Origin of the sequence: Gilliamella sp. M0364, assembly GCF_016100565.1 — a bacterium.
GTDB classification, from domain to species: domain Bacteria; phylum Pseudomonadota; class Gammaproteobacteria; order Enterobacterales; family Orbaceae; genus Gilliamella; species Gilliamella apis.
Genome location: NZ_JACFSF010000010.1, coordinates 28,372 through 45,194 on the forward strand (window position 1 = coordinate 28,372; position 16,823 = coordinate 45,194).

General features: G+C 33.9%; 16 protein-coding genes. 8 read left to right on the plus strand and 8 right to left on the minus strand.

Annotation, left to right across the window (positions count from 1 at the left end; translation table 11 throughout):
• Window positions 1-13: 13 nt before the first annotated feature.
• The 6 genes from H3U96_RS09960 to dapD form a co-directional block, all read right to left on the minus strand.
• Window positions 14-2,161: a carbon starvation CstA family protein gene (locus H3U96_RS09960; protein ID WP_232347780.1), complete on the minus strand. Its 2,148-nt coding sequence runs from the start codon at window positions 2,159-2,161 to the stop codon at window positions 14-16.
• Window positions 2,162-2,447: 286 nt separating this feature from the next.
• The gene (gene btsR / locus H3U96_RS09965) at window positions 2,448-3,167 is read right to left on the minus strand and encodes a two-component system response regulator BtsR (RefSeq protein WP_086360527.1); all 720 of its coding nucleotides are present in this window, start codon (window positions 3,165-3,167) and stop codon (window positions 2,448-2,450) included.
• On the minus strand, window positions 3,167-4,861 hold the full coding sequence (locus tag H3U96_RS09970; RefSeq protein ID WP_065578457.1) for a sensor histidine kinase: 1,695 nt from the start codon (window positions 4,859-4,861) through the stop codon (window positions 3,167-3,169). Before H3U96_RS09970 ends, btsR begins: the two co-directional genes overlap by 1 nt.
• A gap of 53 nt (window positions 4,862-4,914) precedes the next feature.
• Window positions 4,915-7,191, minus strand: coding sequence for a beta-glucosidase BglX (gene bglX / locus H3U96_RS09975; protein WP_065578458.1), 2,277 nt, complete (start codon window positions 7,189-7,191; stop codon window positions 4,915-4,917).
• Between the two features lie 260 nt (window positions 7,192-7,451).
• On the minus strand, window positions 7,452-7,943 hold the full coding sequence (locus H3U96_RS09980; protein WP_034903574.1) for a YajQ family cyclic di-GMP-binding protein: 492 nt from the start codon (window positions 7,941-7,943) through the stop codon (window positions 7,452-7,454).
• 103 nt (window positions 7,944-8,046) lie between these two features.
• On the minus strand, window positions 8,047-8,871 hold the full coding sequence (gene dapD, locus H3U96_RS09985; protein ID WP_065578459.1) for a 2,3,4,5-tetrahydropyridine-2,6-dicarboxylate N-succinyltransferase: 825 nt from the start codon (window positions 8,869-8,871) through the stop codon (window positions 8,047-8,049).
• 218 nt (window positions 8,872-9,089) lie between these two features.
• On the opposite strand from dapD, the gene H3U96_RS09990 reads away from it, so the two are divergent.
• Genes H3U96_RS09990 through H3U96_RS10005 form a run of 4 tightly spaced genes read left to right on the plus strand, consistent with a single transcriptional unit; the run spans window position 9,090 to window position 10,860 of the window.
• Complete coding sequence (locus H3U96_RS09990; protein WP_065578460.1) at window positions 9,090-9,566, plus strand: prepilin-type N-terminal cleavage/methylation domain-containing protein; 477 nt, start codon at window positions 9,090-9,092, stop codon at window positions 9,564-9,566.
• Window positions 9,560-10,123, plus strand: coding sequence for a prepilin peptidase-dependent protein (locus H3U96_RS09995; protein ID WP_065578461.1), 564 nt, complete (start codon window positions 9,560-9,562; stop codon window positions 10,121-10,123). The genes H3U96_RS09990 and H3U96_RS09995 overlap by 7 nt, the downstream gene beginning before the upstream one ends.
• 40 nt (window positions 10,124-10,163) lie before the next feature.
• Entirely contained in the window at window positions 10,164-10,544 is a 381-nt protein-coding gene (locus H3U96_RS10000) for a DUF2509 family protein (protein WP_165601591.1), read from the plus strand.
• Window positions 10,537-10,860 (plus strand): prepilin-type N-terminal cleavage/methylation domain-containing protein, encoded by a 324-nt coding sequence (locus H3U96_RS10005; RefSeq protein WP_034903814.1) that lies wholly within the window; start codon window positions 10,537-10,539, stop codon window positions 10,858-10,860. Before H3U96_RS10000 ends, H3U96_RS10005 begins: the two co-directional genes overlap by 8 nt.
• Here H3U96_RS10005 and H3U96_RS11350 read toward each other — a convergent pair.
• Entirely contained in the window at window positions 10,832-10,966 is a 135-nt protein-coding gene (locus H3U96_RS11350) for a hypothetical protein (protein WP_255545844.1), read from the minus strand. The genes H3U96_RS10005 and H3U96_RS11350 overlap by 29 nt on opposite strands.
• Window positions 10,967-11,149: 183 nt before the next feature.
• Window positions 11,150-11,899: an alpha/beta fold hydrolase gene (locus H3U96_RS10010; RefSeq protein ID WP_086360528.1), complete on the minus strand. Its 750-nt coding sequence runs from the start codon at window positions 11,897-11,899 to the stop codon at window positions 11,150-11,152.
• 121 nt (window positions 11,900-12,020) lie between these two features.
• Here H3U96_RS10010 and H3U96_RS10015 point away from each other — a divergent pair, with 121 nt between their 5' ends.
• The 4 genes from H3U96_RS10015 (at window position 12,021) to H3U96_RS10030 (ending at window position 16,804) form a co-directional block, all read left to right on the plus strand.
• Window positions 12,021-13,961, plus strand: coding sequence for an exoribonuclease II (locus H3U96_RS10015; RefSeq protein ID WP_086356786.1), 1,941 nt, complete (start codon window positions 12,021-12,023; stop codon window positions 13,959-13,961).
• 186 nt (window positions 13,962-14,147) lie between these two features.
• Window positions 14,148-14,390: a YecH family metal-binding protein gene (locus H3U96_RS10020; RefSeq protein WP_065650965.1), complete on the plus strand. Its 243-nt coding sequence runs from the start codon at window positions 14,148-14,150 to the stop codon at window positions 14,388-14,390.
• 168 nt (window positions 14,391-14,558) lie between these two features.
• The gene (locus H3U96_RS10025; protein ID WP_065578466.1) at window positions 14,559-15,224 is read left to right on the plus strand and encodes a hypothetical protein; all 666 of its coding nucleotides are present in this window, start codon (window positions 14,559-14,561) and stop codon (window positions 15,222-15,224) included.
• A 71-nt stretch (window positions 15,225-15,295) separates the two neighbouring features.
• Window positions 15,296-16,804, plus strand: a complete 1,509-nt coding sequence (locus H3U96_RS10030; RefSeq protein WP_108720842.1) for a glucan biosynthesis protein G — start codon at window positions 15,296-15,298, stop codon at window positions 16,802-16,804.
• Window positions 16,805-16,823: the final 19 nt, after the last annotated feature.

The window sequence follows — 16,823 nt, forward strand, 5'->3', positions numbered from 1 at the left end:
TGTTTACTATTAATTAATGTGACATCGTAGTTTTAACACCACCTTCAGGAATAGGCACATAAGCGGTTTCTTTATCAGTTCTTTGTTTATTATTACGCACTTTAAGTGCAGTTTTAATACCAAAGAAGATAATGCTATACACAACTACTAAGAACAAGATACTTAAACCGGCGTTAGTGTAGTTATTAATGACAATATGATGCATATTATCAATTTGTTGTGCAGTTAATTCGCTGCCTTCGGCAATACGACGATTATACTCATTAGCTAAATAGAAGAATCCTTCTAAATTAGGATCATTACTAAATAGTTTAAGTGCCAATGCCCAAGTAGTACAAATCAATAACCAAACGGCAGGAATAATAGTCACCCAAACAAATTGAGCTCGTTTCATTTTAATTAATACAACTGTAGCTAATACTAATGCTACCGCTGCTAACATTTGGTTTGAAATACCAAATAATGGCCATAAGCTCTTAACACCGCCTAATGGATCAACCACACCTTGGTAAAGTAGATATCCCCATAAACCAACACATCCTAAAGTACCAATAAAGCCAGCAATCAGTGAATCGGTTTTTTTCAAGAATGGTACAAAGTTACCTAATAAGTCTTGCAACATGAAACGTCCAGAACGAGTTCCTGCATCAAGCGCTGTTAGAATAAATAGTGCTTCAAATAAGATACCAAAGTGATACCAGAAGCCCATATTTGCGCCAGGAAGAATTTGATGGAACACATGCGCAATACCTACGGCTAAAGTTGGTGCACCACCGGCACGATTTAATACTGATGGTTCGCCAATATCTTTGGCTGTTTGTAAAATTTGCTCAGGTGAAATCACAAATCCCCACGAACTAACTGTAGCCGCCGCATGTGCTGTCACATCTTGTAGTTGAGACATTATCATCGCCGCATCGCCAGTACCTAATTTATGTAAATCAGGCATAGTTATTCCTAGCGCAGCTGGTGGAGTATTCATAGCAAAATATAAACCTGGCTCAATAATTGATGCAGCCACTAAAGCCATAATAGCCACGAAAGATTCCATTAACATAGCACCGTAACCGATAAAACGTGCATCCGTTTCATTAGCAAGTAATTTTGGTGTTGTACCGGATGAAATTAAGGCATGGAAACCAGAAACAGCACCACAAGCAATAGTAATAAATAAGAAAGGGAATAAAGAACCTTTCCAAACAGGACCTGTGCCATCAACATATTTAGTTACATCTGGCATTTTTAAATCAGGATTTAAAATAACAATACCAATAGCTAAACCAACGATTACACCAATTTTTAAGAAAGTGGCGAGATAATCACGCGGAGCTAAAATTAACCATACAGGCAACATCGCAGAAACTAATGCATAACCAACTAAAGTAAAAGTAATCGTGGTTGCTTTGAAAGTTAATGCTGGCCCCCAATATGGGTCATGAGCAATAACACCACCAAACCAGATAGACAAAATTAGTAATACAATACCAATTATTGAAACTTCTAAAACACGGCCTGGTCTGAGGTATCGCATATAAATACCCATAAATAATGCGATTGGCACTGTAGAACAAACAGTAAATACGCCCCACGGGCTTTCAGCTAATGCTTTAACAACAATCAATGCTAATACGGCTAAAATAATTAGCATGATTAAGAAACAACCAAATAAGGCTATTGTTCCAGGAATTGGTCCCATCTCTTCTTTTATCATTTCACCTAAAGATGAACCATTACGGCGTGATGATAAAAATAGCACCATAAAGTCTTGTACTGCGCCAGCAAATACCACACCAGCCAATAACCATAGAGTACCCGGTAAATAACCTACTTGTGCTGCAAGTACAGGGCCTACAAGCGGTCCAGCACCGGCTATTGCCGCAAAATGGTGTCCAAATAAGACATATTTATTGGTTGGCACAAAATTTAAACCATCATTGTTAATCACAGCTGGCGTCGCCCGTGTTGGATCTAACTGCATTACTTTATTGGCGATATACAAACTATAATATCGATAAGCAACTAGATAGACAGACACCGCAGCGGCAATAATCCACAATGCACTAATGTGTTCACCTCGGCGTAGTGCTATGACTGCTAAACAGCAAGCACCAACGATGGCCAAAATGATCCAAGGTATATGCTTAAGTATTCTATTATTCATAATAATTCTCTTTATCGCTTTAAAATTAATATCACCTTTCAATCTTTTTAATCTTGTTATTTAGTTACAAAGATTGATGAAATTGATGGATATTAACTGCAAATTGTTTTTGAATTTGGTTGTATTGAATCATGAGATAAAGCTTACTTTATGCTCAAGGGTATAGTAATTTTTTAGTTAATTGAATGGTATAGGAAATTTAGTTACAGGTTAAAACGACTATATGAGTGGTTAAAAATGGTTGGTAAACGGTATCTCTATCGATGAAATAAACCAGAATAAATGATTATAGTCCTAATATCTCTTTAAGCGATTTTAAATATCGACGACTCACCGGCACAGCAACATCATTATTTAAAATAATATCAACACTACCTGCTTCATTAAAGCGAATCTCTTTTAACTTTTTTAAATTGACTAAATATTGTCGATGACAACGAATTAGTGAGGTTTTATCTTCTAAGGTTTTTAGTGTCAGTTCAGTAAAATATTCATTATTGTTTTGATTAAACACATAAATACCACAAACTTTAGATGAAATATAAAAAACATCATCATTAGATAGTAAATAAATTCTATTATGACCAATACAAGGTATATATTTTAACTGTTGATCAATACCTGATAATTGATTTATATCAGCTACAGGACATTTTTTATGTAAACGGCTTAAAGTTTTATTTAGCCTATCTTGTTCAATAGGTTTTAATAGATAATCAAAAGCTTGTTCTTCAAAAGCTTTTACAGCAAACTCGCTATAAGCAGTTAAAAAAACAATATGAGGCATAGTTTGCGGATCAAGCATTGATAACATTTCAAGACCATTTATTTTTGGCATTTGAATATCAAGAAAAACGACATCAGGTGCTAATCGATGAATTTCACGTATAGCATCCATGGCATTATTACATTCTGCGACAATATTAATTTGGCTATCGTTTTCTAGCAAACAACGTAAATTTTCGCGAGCAAGTAATTCATCATCAACAATAATCACATTTAACATTAAACTACGACATCCTCTATCAAAGGCAAAGATAACATTACATTTGTGTATTCGTCTGGTTTACAGATTATCTTTATACCATAGTTTTCACCATAGCGGATCTTAATTCGTTTATCCACTAAATTAAGACCAAGTCCTTTATTATCTTTTTTATTTTCTCGATAATTACCTGCATTATCAATAACCTCTAAAATTAAAGTCTGCTCATTTGCATAGGCTCTAATCGTTACTTCTCCTTGACTAATTAATTGTGAAGTACCATGTTTAATAGCATTTTCAACAATTGGTTGTAATGAAAATGCTGGTAATTGCGCATCTTCGAGTTGTTCAGGAATATCAAAATTTATACTTAACTGCTCCATAAAACGCATTTTTTCGATCTGTAGGTAAGCATTTACATGCTCTATTTCATCTTTTAACGTTACTATTTCATCAGTACGTTTTAAGTTTTTACGGAAAAAAGTTGATAAGTTTTGCACTAATTGCGATGCTTGTTCTTTATCACGCCTAATAATAGCCAGTAAAGTATTTAAGGCATTAAATAAGAAGTGAGGATTTACTTGGGCATGTAATAGTTTAATCTCAGTTTTAGACAATAACTGTTTGTAGTACTCATTTTGCCCGGCCAATATTTGCGCAGATAATAAGCTGGCAATACCTTCACCTAAAGTTCTATTTATTGAGCTAAATAATGTATTTTTAGCTTCATAAAGTTTAATAGTACCAACTACATTATTATTTTCACCACGAAGAGGAATAACCAAAGTTGCACCTAAACGACAATTTTTATTGATTGAACATTGATAAGGTTGATGTGTACCGTCAAGATATTTAACATCATTTTGCTCAATCGCTTCTAAAGTAACATTTGAAGTAATTTTCGTACCTGGTAAGTGATGATCGTCACCAACCCCAATAAAAGCAAGAATTTTTTCCCGATCGGTTATTGATACAGCACCGATATCTAATTCTTGATAAATAATTTCTGCGACTTTGGTACTATTTTCTTGATTGAAACCTTCACGCAATAGACCTTCAGTACTCACTGCGATTTTAAGAGCTTTAGCCGAAAAAGCCGATGTATAGCGTTCAAAAATCGCCCGTCTATCTAGTAAAATTCGCATAAACATTGCAGCTCCAATACTATTGGCCACAATCATTGGTGCAGCAATGCTTCGCACTGCATGTAAAACAACATCAAAAGGTCTCGATATTAATAGTACTTGAATCATTTCTAATGATTCAACCAGAACACCTAATACCCCAACTAAAAAGGGATTATAAACTAAATCAATTCGGCCTTTTTTCATTAAAGTATAATGAAGTAATCCACTAATTAAACCAGTCAAGATAGTCGATAACATACAACTTTCAGCCGTAATACCACCTAATGTATAACGATGAATACCGCCAGTTAAACCAACTAAAAGCCCTACTACCGGACCACCAAGCAACCCGCCTAAAATAGCTCCAATAGCACGAGTATTGGCAATAGTATCTTCAATATGTAAACCAAAATAGCTACCCATAATGCAAAATAATGAAAAAATAAAATAACAGACTAATTTATGAGGTAAATGGATAGTGACTTGCATTAAAGGAATGACAATCGGGGTTTTACTCAACAAATAAGCTATAACCAAATATACGCACATCTGTTGTAAAAGCTGTAGTACAAGATCAAACTCAAACATAACAATAACCACGGCACAAAACCGCCGACCGAAGTCGACGGAGAATGCTAACTTTAATTATCAAGTAAAGTAAATGTTTGCTTATCTTTAGTTGTAGAATCAGCGCCTACAAACACATTAAATTTACCGGGTTCTGCAACATATTGCATTTTATCATTCCAGAATTTTAACATGTCATATTTGATAACAAATTTCACTTGACCTTTTTCATGCGGTTTAAGAGTAATAGATTCAAAACCAATTAATTCTTTTACCGGTCGGCTTACTGATGCTGTCACATCTTGCAAATAGAACTGCACCACTTGTGAACCTTCTCTTTCACCAGTATTTTCCACATTAGCAATAACTTCAATTTCTCCATTTGGTGACATTTCAGTTTTTGATAATGAAAAATCAATAGTAAAATCAGTATAACTTAAGCCAAAACCAAATGGAAATAAAGGCTCATTAGGGCTATCAAAATAAGATGTTGTGTATTTACCCATATTAACCGTACCATGTGGTCGACCTGTTTTTAAATGGCTATAATAAACAGGAATTTGGCCAACATTATCAGGGAAAGACATCGGTAATTTAGCTGATGGATTATAGTCTCCAAACAGCACATCAGCCACAGCATTCCCCCCTTCAGTACCTAAAAACCACGTTTCAAGCATAGCATCAGCTTGCTGATATTCTTCTTTCACAGTAAGTGGACGGCCATTCATTAAAGCAATGATCAGTGGTTTACCAGTAGCTTTTAATGCTTTAATTAATCGTTTTTGACTAGCTTGAAGATTAAGATCGGTTCGGCTTGATGATTCATGTGCCATGCCTTGTGCTTCGCCAACAAAAACTACAACAACATCTGATTTTTTAGCTTGAGCAACAGCTTCGGCTATCATCTTATTAGCTGGTCGTTTATCAAATTTGCTGCTCTCACCATATAAATTTAAAAATTTATCAAGGTTAGGATCATCCGAAAGATTCGCACCCCATGCGTAACTCACTAATTTGGGATTTGCGATGGCATTTTTAATGCCTTCTAACGGTGTTACCGCTAAATTAGCACGCCCAGCACCTGACCAGCTACCTAAAATATCTCGTTTTGAATCAGCCAATGGTCCAATGACAGCTATTTTTTTATTTTTGTCTAACGGTAATAAATTATTTTCATTTTTTAACAATACAATACTACGACGAGCTACATCTCTGGCTTCAGTACGATGTAGGCGATCGTTAGCAAACATAGTCTCAATAGCAAAATTAGGATCTAAATTTCGATGCGGATTTTTAAACAACCCCATATCATATTTAAGCTCTAACACATGGCGACAAGCTTGATTAATCAGATCTTCTGAGATAGCACCTTCATCAACCAATTCAGGTAAAAACTGTAAAAAGTATTCATCATTCATACTCACATCAATACCCGCTTTGATGGCAATACGTACCGCATCTTTTGCATCAGTTGCAACGCCGTGATTAATTAATTCACGGATAGCGCCATGGTCACTAACAACCACTCCATCAAAATGCCACTGGTTACGTAATACATCAGTTAATAACCAATGATTAGCTGTAGCAGGAATACCATTTACACTAACAAGAGCAACCATAACCGCTCGGCTGCCGGCATCAATAGCCGCTTTATAAGGCACAAGATATTCTTGGAACATTTTGCGTTCACTCATATCGGTGCTGTTATATTCACGCCCAGCTTCAACCGCCCCATAAAGTGCAAAATGTTTAACTGTTGTGACTAATGATTTTTTATCAGCTAAGGATTGTTTTTGCATTTTTTCAACAAAAATTCGCCCAGCTTCTGAAGCTAAATAAGGATCTTCTCCAAATCCTTCCGAAACTCGTCCCCATCTAGGATCACGGGTAATATCCACCATTGGAGCCCAAGTAACGTTAAGTCCATCAGACGTTGCTTCATCAGCTGATACCTCAGCCACTTTAGCGAAGGCATTACGATCCCAAGTTGCTGCTAAACCTAAATTAATTGGAAATACTGTACGATGGCCATGGACAATATCAAAACCAAAATAGACTGGAATTTTGTTTGGCGATTTTAAAGCTCTTTCCTGCATTCTGGATAGATCGGGTTCCACAACAGTATTAAAAATGCCACCGATTTCACCCGCTTCGATTTGATCAAGTACTTTGTCTAAGGTTAGATCACCGCCGACACTGATTAATCGCAATTGTCCCACTTTTTCTTTAATAGTCATTTTTGATAATAAGTTATCAATAAATACTTTCTTATCTTCATCATTGGGATTTTGTGCAAATAAAGGACATGAAAAAATAAAAAAAACAAAAAAGAAAACTAATTTTTTCAGCATAATAAGTATTGTTATAATATAAGAGGATAGACAAGGTGATAGAATAACGTATTTAGTTAAAAAAATCTCGTTATTTGAAATAATGCCTCACCAAAAATAAAAATAAAAGCACATATTATTAAAAATTTAGATGCAAAAAAGTGCTTTCCTCAATATTTTTAAAAGTTGATTCTGTGGATAAGCAAAAACATATTGCCGAAAAATTTTATCCAAATGTTGTCAAAAATAATGTCGGCAATAATAAAGATTGAAATGATTGATTAGTCGCGGAAATTCGTAAATTGAAATGGTTGACCTAACTCACCATTTTTAACTAGTGCCATAGTTGCTTGTAAATCATCACGTGATTTTCCAGTAACGCGAACTTGGTCACCTTGTACTTGCGCTTGGACTTTAATTTTACTATCTTTGATTAATTTAACTATTTTTTTAGCTAATTCTTTATCGATACCTTGTTTAAGCTTAACTGTAATACTATAAAACTTACCACTATGTTCCATCTCTTCTGGAATTTCTAGCGCACCACCATCAATACCACGCTTAGCTAACTTATCACGTAAAATATCCAGTAACTGTTGTACTTGGAAATCTGATTGGCTCGTCGCTTTGATAGTTTCATTTTTCTCATTAAGCTCAAATGATGCTTCGACATTTTTGAAATCCCAACGCGTTGCCAATTCGCGAGTCGCATTGTCGACCCCATTTTTGACTTCTGGCATTTGAATTTCTGACACAATATCAAAAGAAGGCATAAATTTTCCTCTTCTAATCGTTATAAAATATAACTTACTTTAAACAACTCATTTTATTGCTACCGTAACATTTACGGCAGCTTTAATAGATAGATTAATAAAATTAATCAATAGTACGAAGTAATTCGTTAATACCGACTTTACCTAACGTTTTAGCATCTACTTTTTTAACGATTACTGCACAATAAAGGCTGTATTTACCATCTTTAGTTGGTAAGTTACCTGATACCACCACAGAACCAGCCGGTACGCGACCATAGTGAACTTCACCAGTTGCACGATCATAAATTTTAGTACTTTGACCAATAAATACACCCATTGAGATAACGCTGCCCTCTTCGACAATCACACCTTCAACAATTTCACTACGAGCGCCGATAAAACAGTTATCTTCAATAATAGTTGGGTTTGCTTGTAACGGCTCTAATACGCCACCGATTCCAACACCACCTGATAAGTGAACATTTTTACCAATTTGCGCACATGAACCAACGGTTACCCATGTATCAACCATAGTCCCCTCATCAACATAAGCACCGATGTTGACATATGAAGGCATTAATACTGTATTACGAGCTACATAAGCACCTTTACGTGCAATTGCTGATGGAACTACGCGGAAACCTTCTTGTTGGAAACGCGCTTCATCATACTCAGCAAATTTCAACGGTACTTTGTCATAGTAATTAGTTGCGCCACCATCAATAAGTTGATTTTCATTAATACGGAATGAAAGCAACACTGCTTTTTTTAACCATTGATGAGTTACCCAATCGCCATTAATCTTTTCTGCAACACGCATTTTACCGCTGTCTAATAAAGCGATACATTGGTTGATCGCATCACGCGTCACTGTATCAACATTTGAAGGAGTAATTTCAGCACGACGTTCAAATGCTGCCTCAATAATAGTTTGTAATTGTTGCATTTCTTGTTTCCTTTAACTTTAAGTCCGTTAGCAAATTTAATTGGCCTAACAGTATAATATAATATGCCACTATTTTTAAGTGGTTTATCGTATCATTAAGATCTCTCAAAAAAAGTTAATTATTTGGAATGCCTTTCACAAAATCTTAGTAAAAGTTAATAGCGTGATTTTATTTAGATATAAAGTTTAATTCTCGTTAAATTTCTCAATAAAAAATAATGCAAAACAGCGGATTTTCTTTATTAGAGCTTTTATTTGTTATCAGTATTAGTGCTATTTTAGCCGCAATTGGTGTACAACATTGGAAAGAGTTACAACTGCGTAATGAACTAGCAACCACCACAAAACAGCTAGCCTATTTTTTAGAAGAGGCTCAAGCCAGAGCTTACAATACTAACGAAAACTATCACGTATATTATTTTTTTCAGCCTTGGTGTTTAAGTATCAGCAAAGGGGAAAAACCAGCCACTTGTCAAGAAGGCACCACCTATTTTATGAAGCCTAACAATTCCGTTGAATTAAGTGATTTAACTGATAAAAAAGCCATCTCCTTTTGGGGCCGGAAAAATATGGCGCAAACAGGTACAATCGAATTACACAACGCCATTGGTACCACGCAAATTATCATTTCATATCGTGGACGAATTCGATTTTGTAAAAAGAATAGTTATTTGCCAGGACTACCTAGATGTTAAAACAAAATGGATTTTCATTATTTGAAATATTGTTGAGTATAGCTTTTTCTAGTCTAATTTTTATTGGTATCACCTCATTCTATAGTAAATTACAAACTATATTACTGGAGAAAAATCTACATATTCATTTAGAAAAGAATATCCATCAAGGGTTAGTTAGTATAACCAAAGATCTAAAACGTGCTGGTTTTATTGCCAATAGCCCCGAAAAAATGAAACAACATCCAATTGAAATCAATACTTCAAACAATTGTTATATTTTCCGTTATGATAGTGAGATTCGCAATGATTGGATTTATGATCATAATGCGCCAAGTAAATCAGACATTTTTGCTTATCGTTTCTACAAAAATAATTTGGAATATAAAGTTGGTTCAATAAATTGTGAGGGTGTAAATTGGGAGAAAATATTCGATCCACATGACATTAAAATAACGCAATTTTCAATAAAACAGCAAAATAACTATTTTGTAATAAATATTGCTGCTCAATTAAAGAAAAACAAAAAAATAATCTATCAAACGGTAACCATTATCAAGAATGAAAATCCATTTTAATAAAAAAACAACACAGATAGATGGCTTTAGCACGCTAATAATGGTAATTATTTTAACCATAGTCGGACTCATTTTATTAACTGGTTTTCAAGCTATAGTTAATTCATTAAAAAAAAACTATTTAATTGAGATTCAATATTATCGCCAGTTTAACCTAGCGAGCTCTAGTTTAAGTTGGGCAACTCAGCAGACCTGGCAACTTCCGACCGAAGAGTGGCAATGCTTATCTGATGCGCAATATCATTTAACAGCATGTATAAAAAAATCACGATTAAAAGTGGATAACTATACCTTAGTACGCGCCCAAGCTGATGACTATTATCTTTATATGTTAACGCATTTTGCAGATAATCACTTGATTATTGAAAAAGGACATTGGCTAGATTATTGTCCAGAAAAAAGGTTAGTTGATTGTGAATAGAAAAAACATAGCTGGATTTAGCTTAATTGAAGTCATGATATCATGCTTAATGTTTGCAATCATTATGCTAGGTTTTAGTGGTTATTTAACTGCAATTATTAGTCAACACCACTATTTCCAAAAACAGTTTAAAGCGGAGCAAATCGCCTTTGCTTTACTTGATAGTTATCCTCATACTGTACCGCAAATAATACCGAATAATTGGCAATATCAAGTTTATAGCCAACCTTATAGTACATCTTGTCGGATAGTTTTTATTAATGTTATTCCTCCTAATCATAAAACAATTAAACAGCAACGTTTACTATGTGATTAATGTTCATTGCTAAAAATAGATCACGCTGTTTATTTTCTATTTTTTCATTCCATGCTACGGCAATATCCCATCCCGTTTGCGCTAATTCTAGCGTGATGAGTTTCATTCCTTTAGATAAAAATAGCTATGCATGTTTATTGATTGAATTTACCAAACAACAATCTTATTTTTTAGTATTATTGCTTATTTAATCTAGCAATCTTTAGTTTAAATGAAAAAAATAAAAATCAGCAACCATCAATTAAACAATGGTGCTTCTGATTAATTTTTATTAATGAAATAATTATGATCAGTCAGCTAACCAAGGATATAAAAGTTGCAATACTTGCTCTGTTTTTTCCGCATGAACATTATGGCCAGCACCGGCTACTGTTTCAATTTGCGCATTAGGAAATTGGCTAAAAATGGCAGGATAATCCTTATCAGTAATATAGTTAGAATTTCCTCCACGAATAAATAAAGTAGGAATATCACAAGCTGAAATAATTTGCCAATCACAAATATTGTCATACTGATTAATAATTACATCAGCATTAAATAGCCAACGCTCATGTTTAAAGGATTTGAGCAAAAATAAAATCGTTGGTTCACTTAAGCCATGTTGTCTCATGACTTCAGCGATTTGCTTTCTATCAACTAATTGTTGAACAATGCATTGTGCCAATGCTTTTATGACCGGAGTATTAATTGTTTGAGTATATTTAACTGGCGCAATATCAATTACACAGATTTTAGCAATTTGTTGTGGAATCAATTGGCTTAGTTGCAAAGCAACTTTCCCCCCCATCGAATGACCAATCAAGATTAAGTTTTGTAATTGCAAATCATGGCAGAGTTCCACGATATCTTCCGCCATAGCTTGATAGTTCATGATATTTGACCATGGCGATTGGCCATGATTACGTAAATCAACTTGTATAGTTTGATAATTTGCAACGAGGTCTTTAGCTAACATGTTTAAGTTATCTAAACTACCAAATAGCCCATGCATTAATAAAATCGGTTGTTTATTGCCATGTAATTTATAATTTAATTTCATGTTTTAACTCTATTTATTGTAACTGACTTCAATAGCCAGTCATTGATGAACAATTCAATAACTCCTAAAAGCATAACTATGATAGAATTTAGTCTAAATTTTTCAATTAATATTAAGCCATATGTTTCAAAATAACCCATTACTCGCCCAACTTAAACAAGAATTATACGAACAAAAACCGCGTGTTGAAGGTATCGTCCGAGCGCACGAAAAAGGATTTGGTTTTTTAGATGTTGATAATAAAACCAATTATTTTATTCCTGTTGCCAAAATGAAGCAGCTTTGCCATGGAGATAAAGTATCGGGAACTATCATCAGCAATAATGATAAAGAGTCATTTGAACCTGAAACATTAATTGAAAGTAGCTTACAAAAATTTATTGGTAAAATCGGCTTTTTAGATCGGGCTATGGTGATTTATCCAGAAAATATGCCAACAAATTTTGCCATACGCTGTAAAGTTAATCCTCAAGTTACGAAAAAATTAAAAGAAGGTGATTGGGTTGTTGCTACATTGCAATCACATCCATTAGAAAAAGATAAAAATCATTTTTCTGCTGAAGTAACCAAATTTATCGCTAGTTCTGATTCAATTTATCAATTATGGCTCAAAACTTTGGCGCGTTACGATTTAGAAGATAAAGCACCTCAAGAGGAAGCTTTCACAATATCAGAGTCTGAACAGGAAAATCGTCAAGAGTTAACTGATGTACCATTTTTCACGGTTGATAATGAAAATACCGAAGATATGGATGATGCCATTGCCATTTCTCAAGATGAAATTGGTAACTATCAGCTAATGATCGCCATCGCCGACCCTACCGCGTATATTCCTCAAGATAGTGAAGTCGATAATATCGCTAAAATTCGAAACTTCACCACTTATCTACCAGACTTTAATATTCCTATGTTATCAACACAGTTGGCGGACAATCTATGTTCATTAAAAGCCAATGAAAAACGACCAGCCATGGTTTGTAAAATTAACATTGATAAAAATGGTCAATTTGCTAATGATGATATTAGTTTCACTCCTGCATGGATTGAATCGAAAGCTAAACTTGCTTACAACAATGTTTCTGATTTCTTAGAAGGTCGAAGTGATTTAAATATCGATGATGCCACGATAAAAAAACAACTTAAATTACTATCAGAACTAGCAAAAGCACGTATAGATTGGCGACAACAAAATGCGTTAGTATTTAAAGCCAATAATGATTATCGATTCGTACTAGATGATAATCGCCAAGTAAAAAACATCATTAAAGAATTACGTGGTATTGGTAATAACATTGTTGAAGAAGTGATGATTATTGCCAATTTAGCTCTAACTATGTATTTGCAAGAAAAAGTAGGCACTGGGGTGTTTAATACCCATTCAGGTTTTGATAGCAAATACATTGAACAGATCTTAAAAATATTAGCCGGTAATGGCATCACTGATTTCGATAAAGAATCACTAATGACATTTGCAGGATATGTCAAATTACGTCGATTAATTGATGATAATGACTTCCTATCGGCAAGGTTAAGAAAATTCCAAACTCCAGCTGATTTTTCATTAACACCAGAACCACACTTTGGCTTAGGATTTACAGCTTATGCAACCTGGACATCACCAATTCGCAAATATGGTGATATGATAAACCATCGTTTACTTAAAGCTTCGCTTAAAGAGCAACCATTCATTGCGCCAACTTCCGAACAATTACAAAGTATGTCTGATCGTCGAAAAAAATTACGTTTAGCTGAACGTGATATCGCCGAAAATCTTTATAGCCAATACCTAACCAATAAACAAGGAAAACGCTTTAATGCTGAAATAATTGATATTAACCGAGGTGGTGCTCGAGTCCGATTGACCGAGATAGGGGCATTCGCATTTTTACCTCTCTCCATGATTCATAACGTTCGTGATGAAATAACCTTAAATCTTGATGAGGGTTCAATTAAAATTAAAGATGAGTTTGTCCTTAAACTAGCAGATACAATATCAGTTGTGCTCCAACAGGTTAAAACTGAAAACAACTCGATTATTGTAAAAATCGATGAAAATAAATAAAGATTATCTTATCAATTTAACCTTTTTCACACTAATTATTTAACCCTGATAATAATCAGGGTTAATCTAAATACAATTAATGATATTTTTAATATTTAACCTCTTTTTTTTATTAAAAATATCTGCTATCTTTCACCGCTTAAAAATAATAATTAGCGCGAGATAAAAACAATTTAGGAGAGGGAAATGATATCAATTCACGGTCATGAAGTACTACAGATGATGGATGGAAACGATTATACCGAATCATCTTTACTTAATGCTATCAATGAAAAGTTTGGTACCGAAGCTAGATTTCATACCTGTTCTAACTCCAATATGAATGCCGAGCAGCTTATTGCTTTTTTAAAAGCAAAAGGAAAATTTAAGCCAGCTTTAACCGATGATTCACAATTTACTGTTGATATAAAAAAAATGTGCCGACATTAAACAAAATCAGCAAAAGAATATTTAGTGCGTTTTTTACTAAATTAATGTAATCATCTAGTGTTTTTAAAAGAATAAGAGTATATAATTTCGCGTTACGACTTCACTAGAAAGTGTTAAGTTGCTCAACCTGAATTTTCAACTCAAGAATATGTTCATGGAATTTGATATATGAAAATAAGTAATATCCTTACATGTGCCATTGTCTTTATTCTTGCCACAGGCTGTGTAAAAAACAATATGTCTAAAACAAAAAATAATGGCAAAAATATTGAAGTCGATTCGTTAGCAATATTAAAAGAACAAACAGAACAAAATAATCCGTTTGTATCTAATGCAAAAAATCAATTACTTCAATTAGTTGGCGATAAACAGTTTGACAGTTATATAAAAAAACACGGTATTTTAGACTGTAAAGATGACAGTAACGAATCTTCCTGTGTGTTAAATTTTTATCTTAACGAATTTTATAAGTTAAAATATGATATTCAACTCAAAAAAGTGATTGAAGAAAATCAAGCCGAACATAAAATTGAGTTAAAGAAAATTAATCCAACCGACAATAATCTAAACAATTACTGTCAATGGTCAGCAGATTTTGTTGCAGCAGTTTACAGCAAAGATACAGAAAATATAACTAATCGCTATCAACCATTATTTAGAATGTCAGAACAAGATTTGGCTGCATTACAAACTAAAATTCTCAAAGATAATTACTCACATTTTTTAATTGATGAAAATCCAAGTATTCTTGACGAAATGAAAACCGATTATCTTGAAAATTGTTTAAGTAGTCCTAAAGACAATATTATCAATTACATTAATATTTTTAGATAATACTTAAGTGAGTCTTTTTTATGTACAATTTATTACCTATTAGTCGATTTAGTAAAACATTAACTTGTAAGATGTTATGCATAGCATCGATATCTTGTTTGAGTTTTTCTTCATGGGCTTTTACTTTTAATGATGTAGTGGCAAAAGCAGAAAAATTATCAAAAAAGTCTTATGTCCAACCATCTAAAAATATTCCTAGTGAGCTATCTTCACTACAATTTGCTGATTATCAAAAAATTTCCTTTAAACATGATAAAGCTTATTGGAATGATCGTAAGAGTCGTTTTAAACTTGAGTTTTATCATGAAGGTATGTATTTCGACACGCCGGTTAAAATTAACGAAATTGTAAATAATCAAGTTAATGAAATAAAATACAATCCAGATTATTTTGACTTGAGCAAACTCAATTTAGATAATTTAAATACCAAAAATCTTGGTTTTGCCGGTTTTAAAGTTCATTATCCAATTAATAAACCAACAAAAACCGATGATGAAATATTTACTGCGCTTGGTGGTAGTTACTTCCGTGCCGTTGGTAAAGATCAACGTTATGGCCTTTCTGCAAGGGGGCTTGCCATCGATACTGGTGAAATGTCAGGAGAGGAATTTCCTCGATTTAAAGAATATTGGATTGAACGTCCAGACCCAAACCAAAAGCATTTAGTCATTTATGCATTACTCGACTCTCAAAGTGTGACAGGTGCTTATAAAATTACTTTAGTACCAAGTATTGATACAACAGTCACTGTAGAAGCTAAAGTATTTTTCCGTGATTCAGTTAAAAAATTAGGTATTGCGCCATTAACTAGTATGTTCTTATATGGTCCAAATCAACCTTCACCACTACTTAATTATCGTCCAGCAATGCATGACTCAAACGGGTTATCTATTTTGGCCAATAACAATGAGTGGATTTGGCGCCCTTTAAACAATCCAAAACGTTTATCGTTTTCATCATATAGTTTAGAAAATCCGAAAGGCTTTGGCCTAATCCAACGAGATAAAGGTTTTGATGATTATCAAGATTTAGATGACCATTACGAACTAAGACCAAGTGTTTGGGTTGAAATCTTAAATGATTGGCAAAAAGGACGAGTTGAACTTGTCGAAATTCCAACAGCCGATGAAACCAATGATAATATTGTTTCCTTCTGGGTTCCGGAAAAACAGTACAAAAGTGGTGATCAACTTACTTTTAAATATCGATTACACTACACACTAAACGAAAAAAATCGCTATCCAGCTAACGTCGCTAGAGCAGAAAGTACTCGTTTATCGTTGGGTGATATAAAACAAGCCAATTTAATACGTAAACTTGATGGTTCTAATGCTTATGTTATTGATTTTACTGGCCCTCAGTTATCAGACAAAAAGCCTGTTAAAGTTATTTCAAGTATTAATAACGGATCAATTGTTAGTTGCGACACTCAATACAATTCAGTGACTAAAGGTTGGCGTGTTATTATACGGTTTAACGTTGAGGATAACAAAAAAGCAACCGATTTGCGAGTTCAGCTCGCTTCTCAAACGGGTGAAGTATTGTCCGAAACTTGGAGCGGGCAATATCCTGCTCAATAATTATAAAAATCAGCCAATA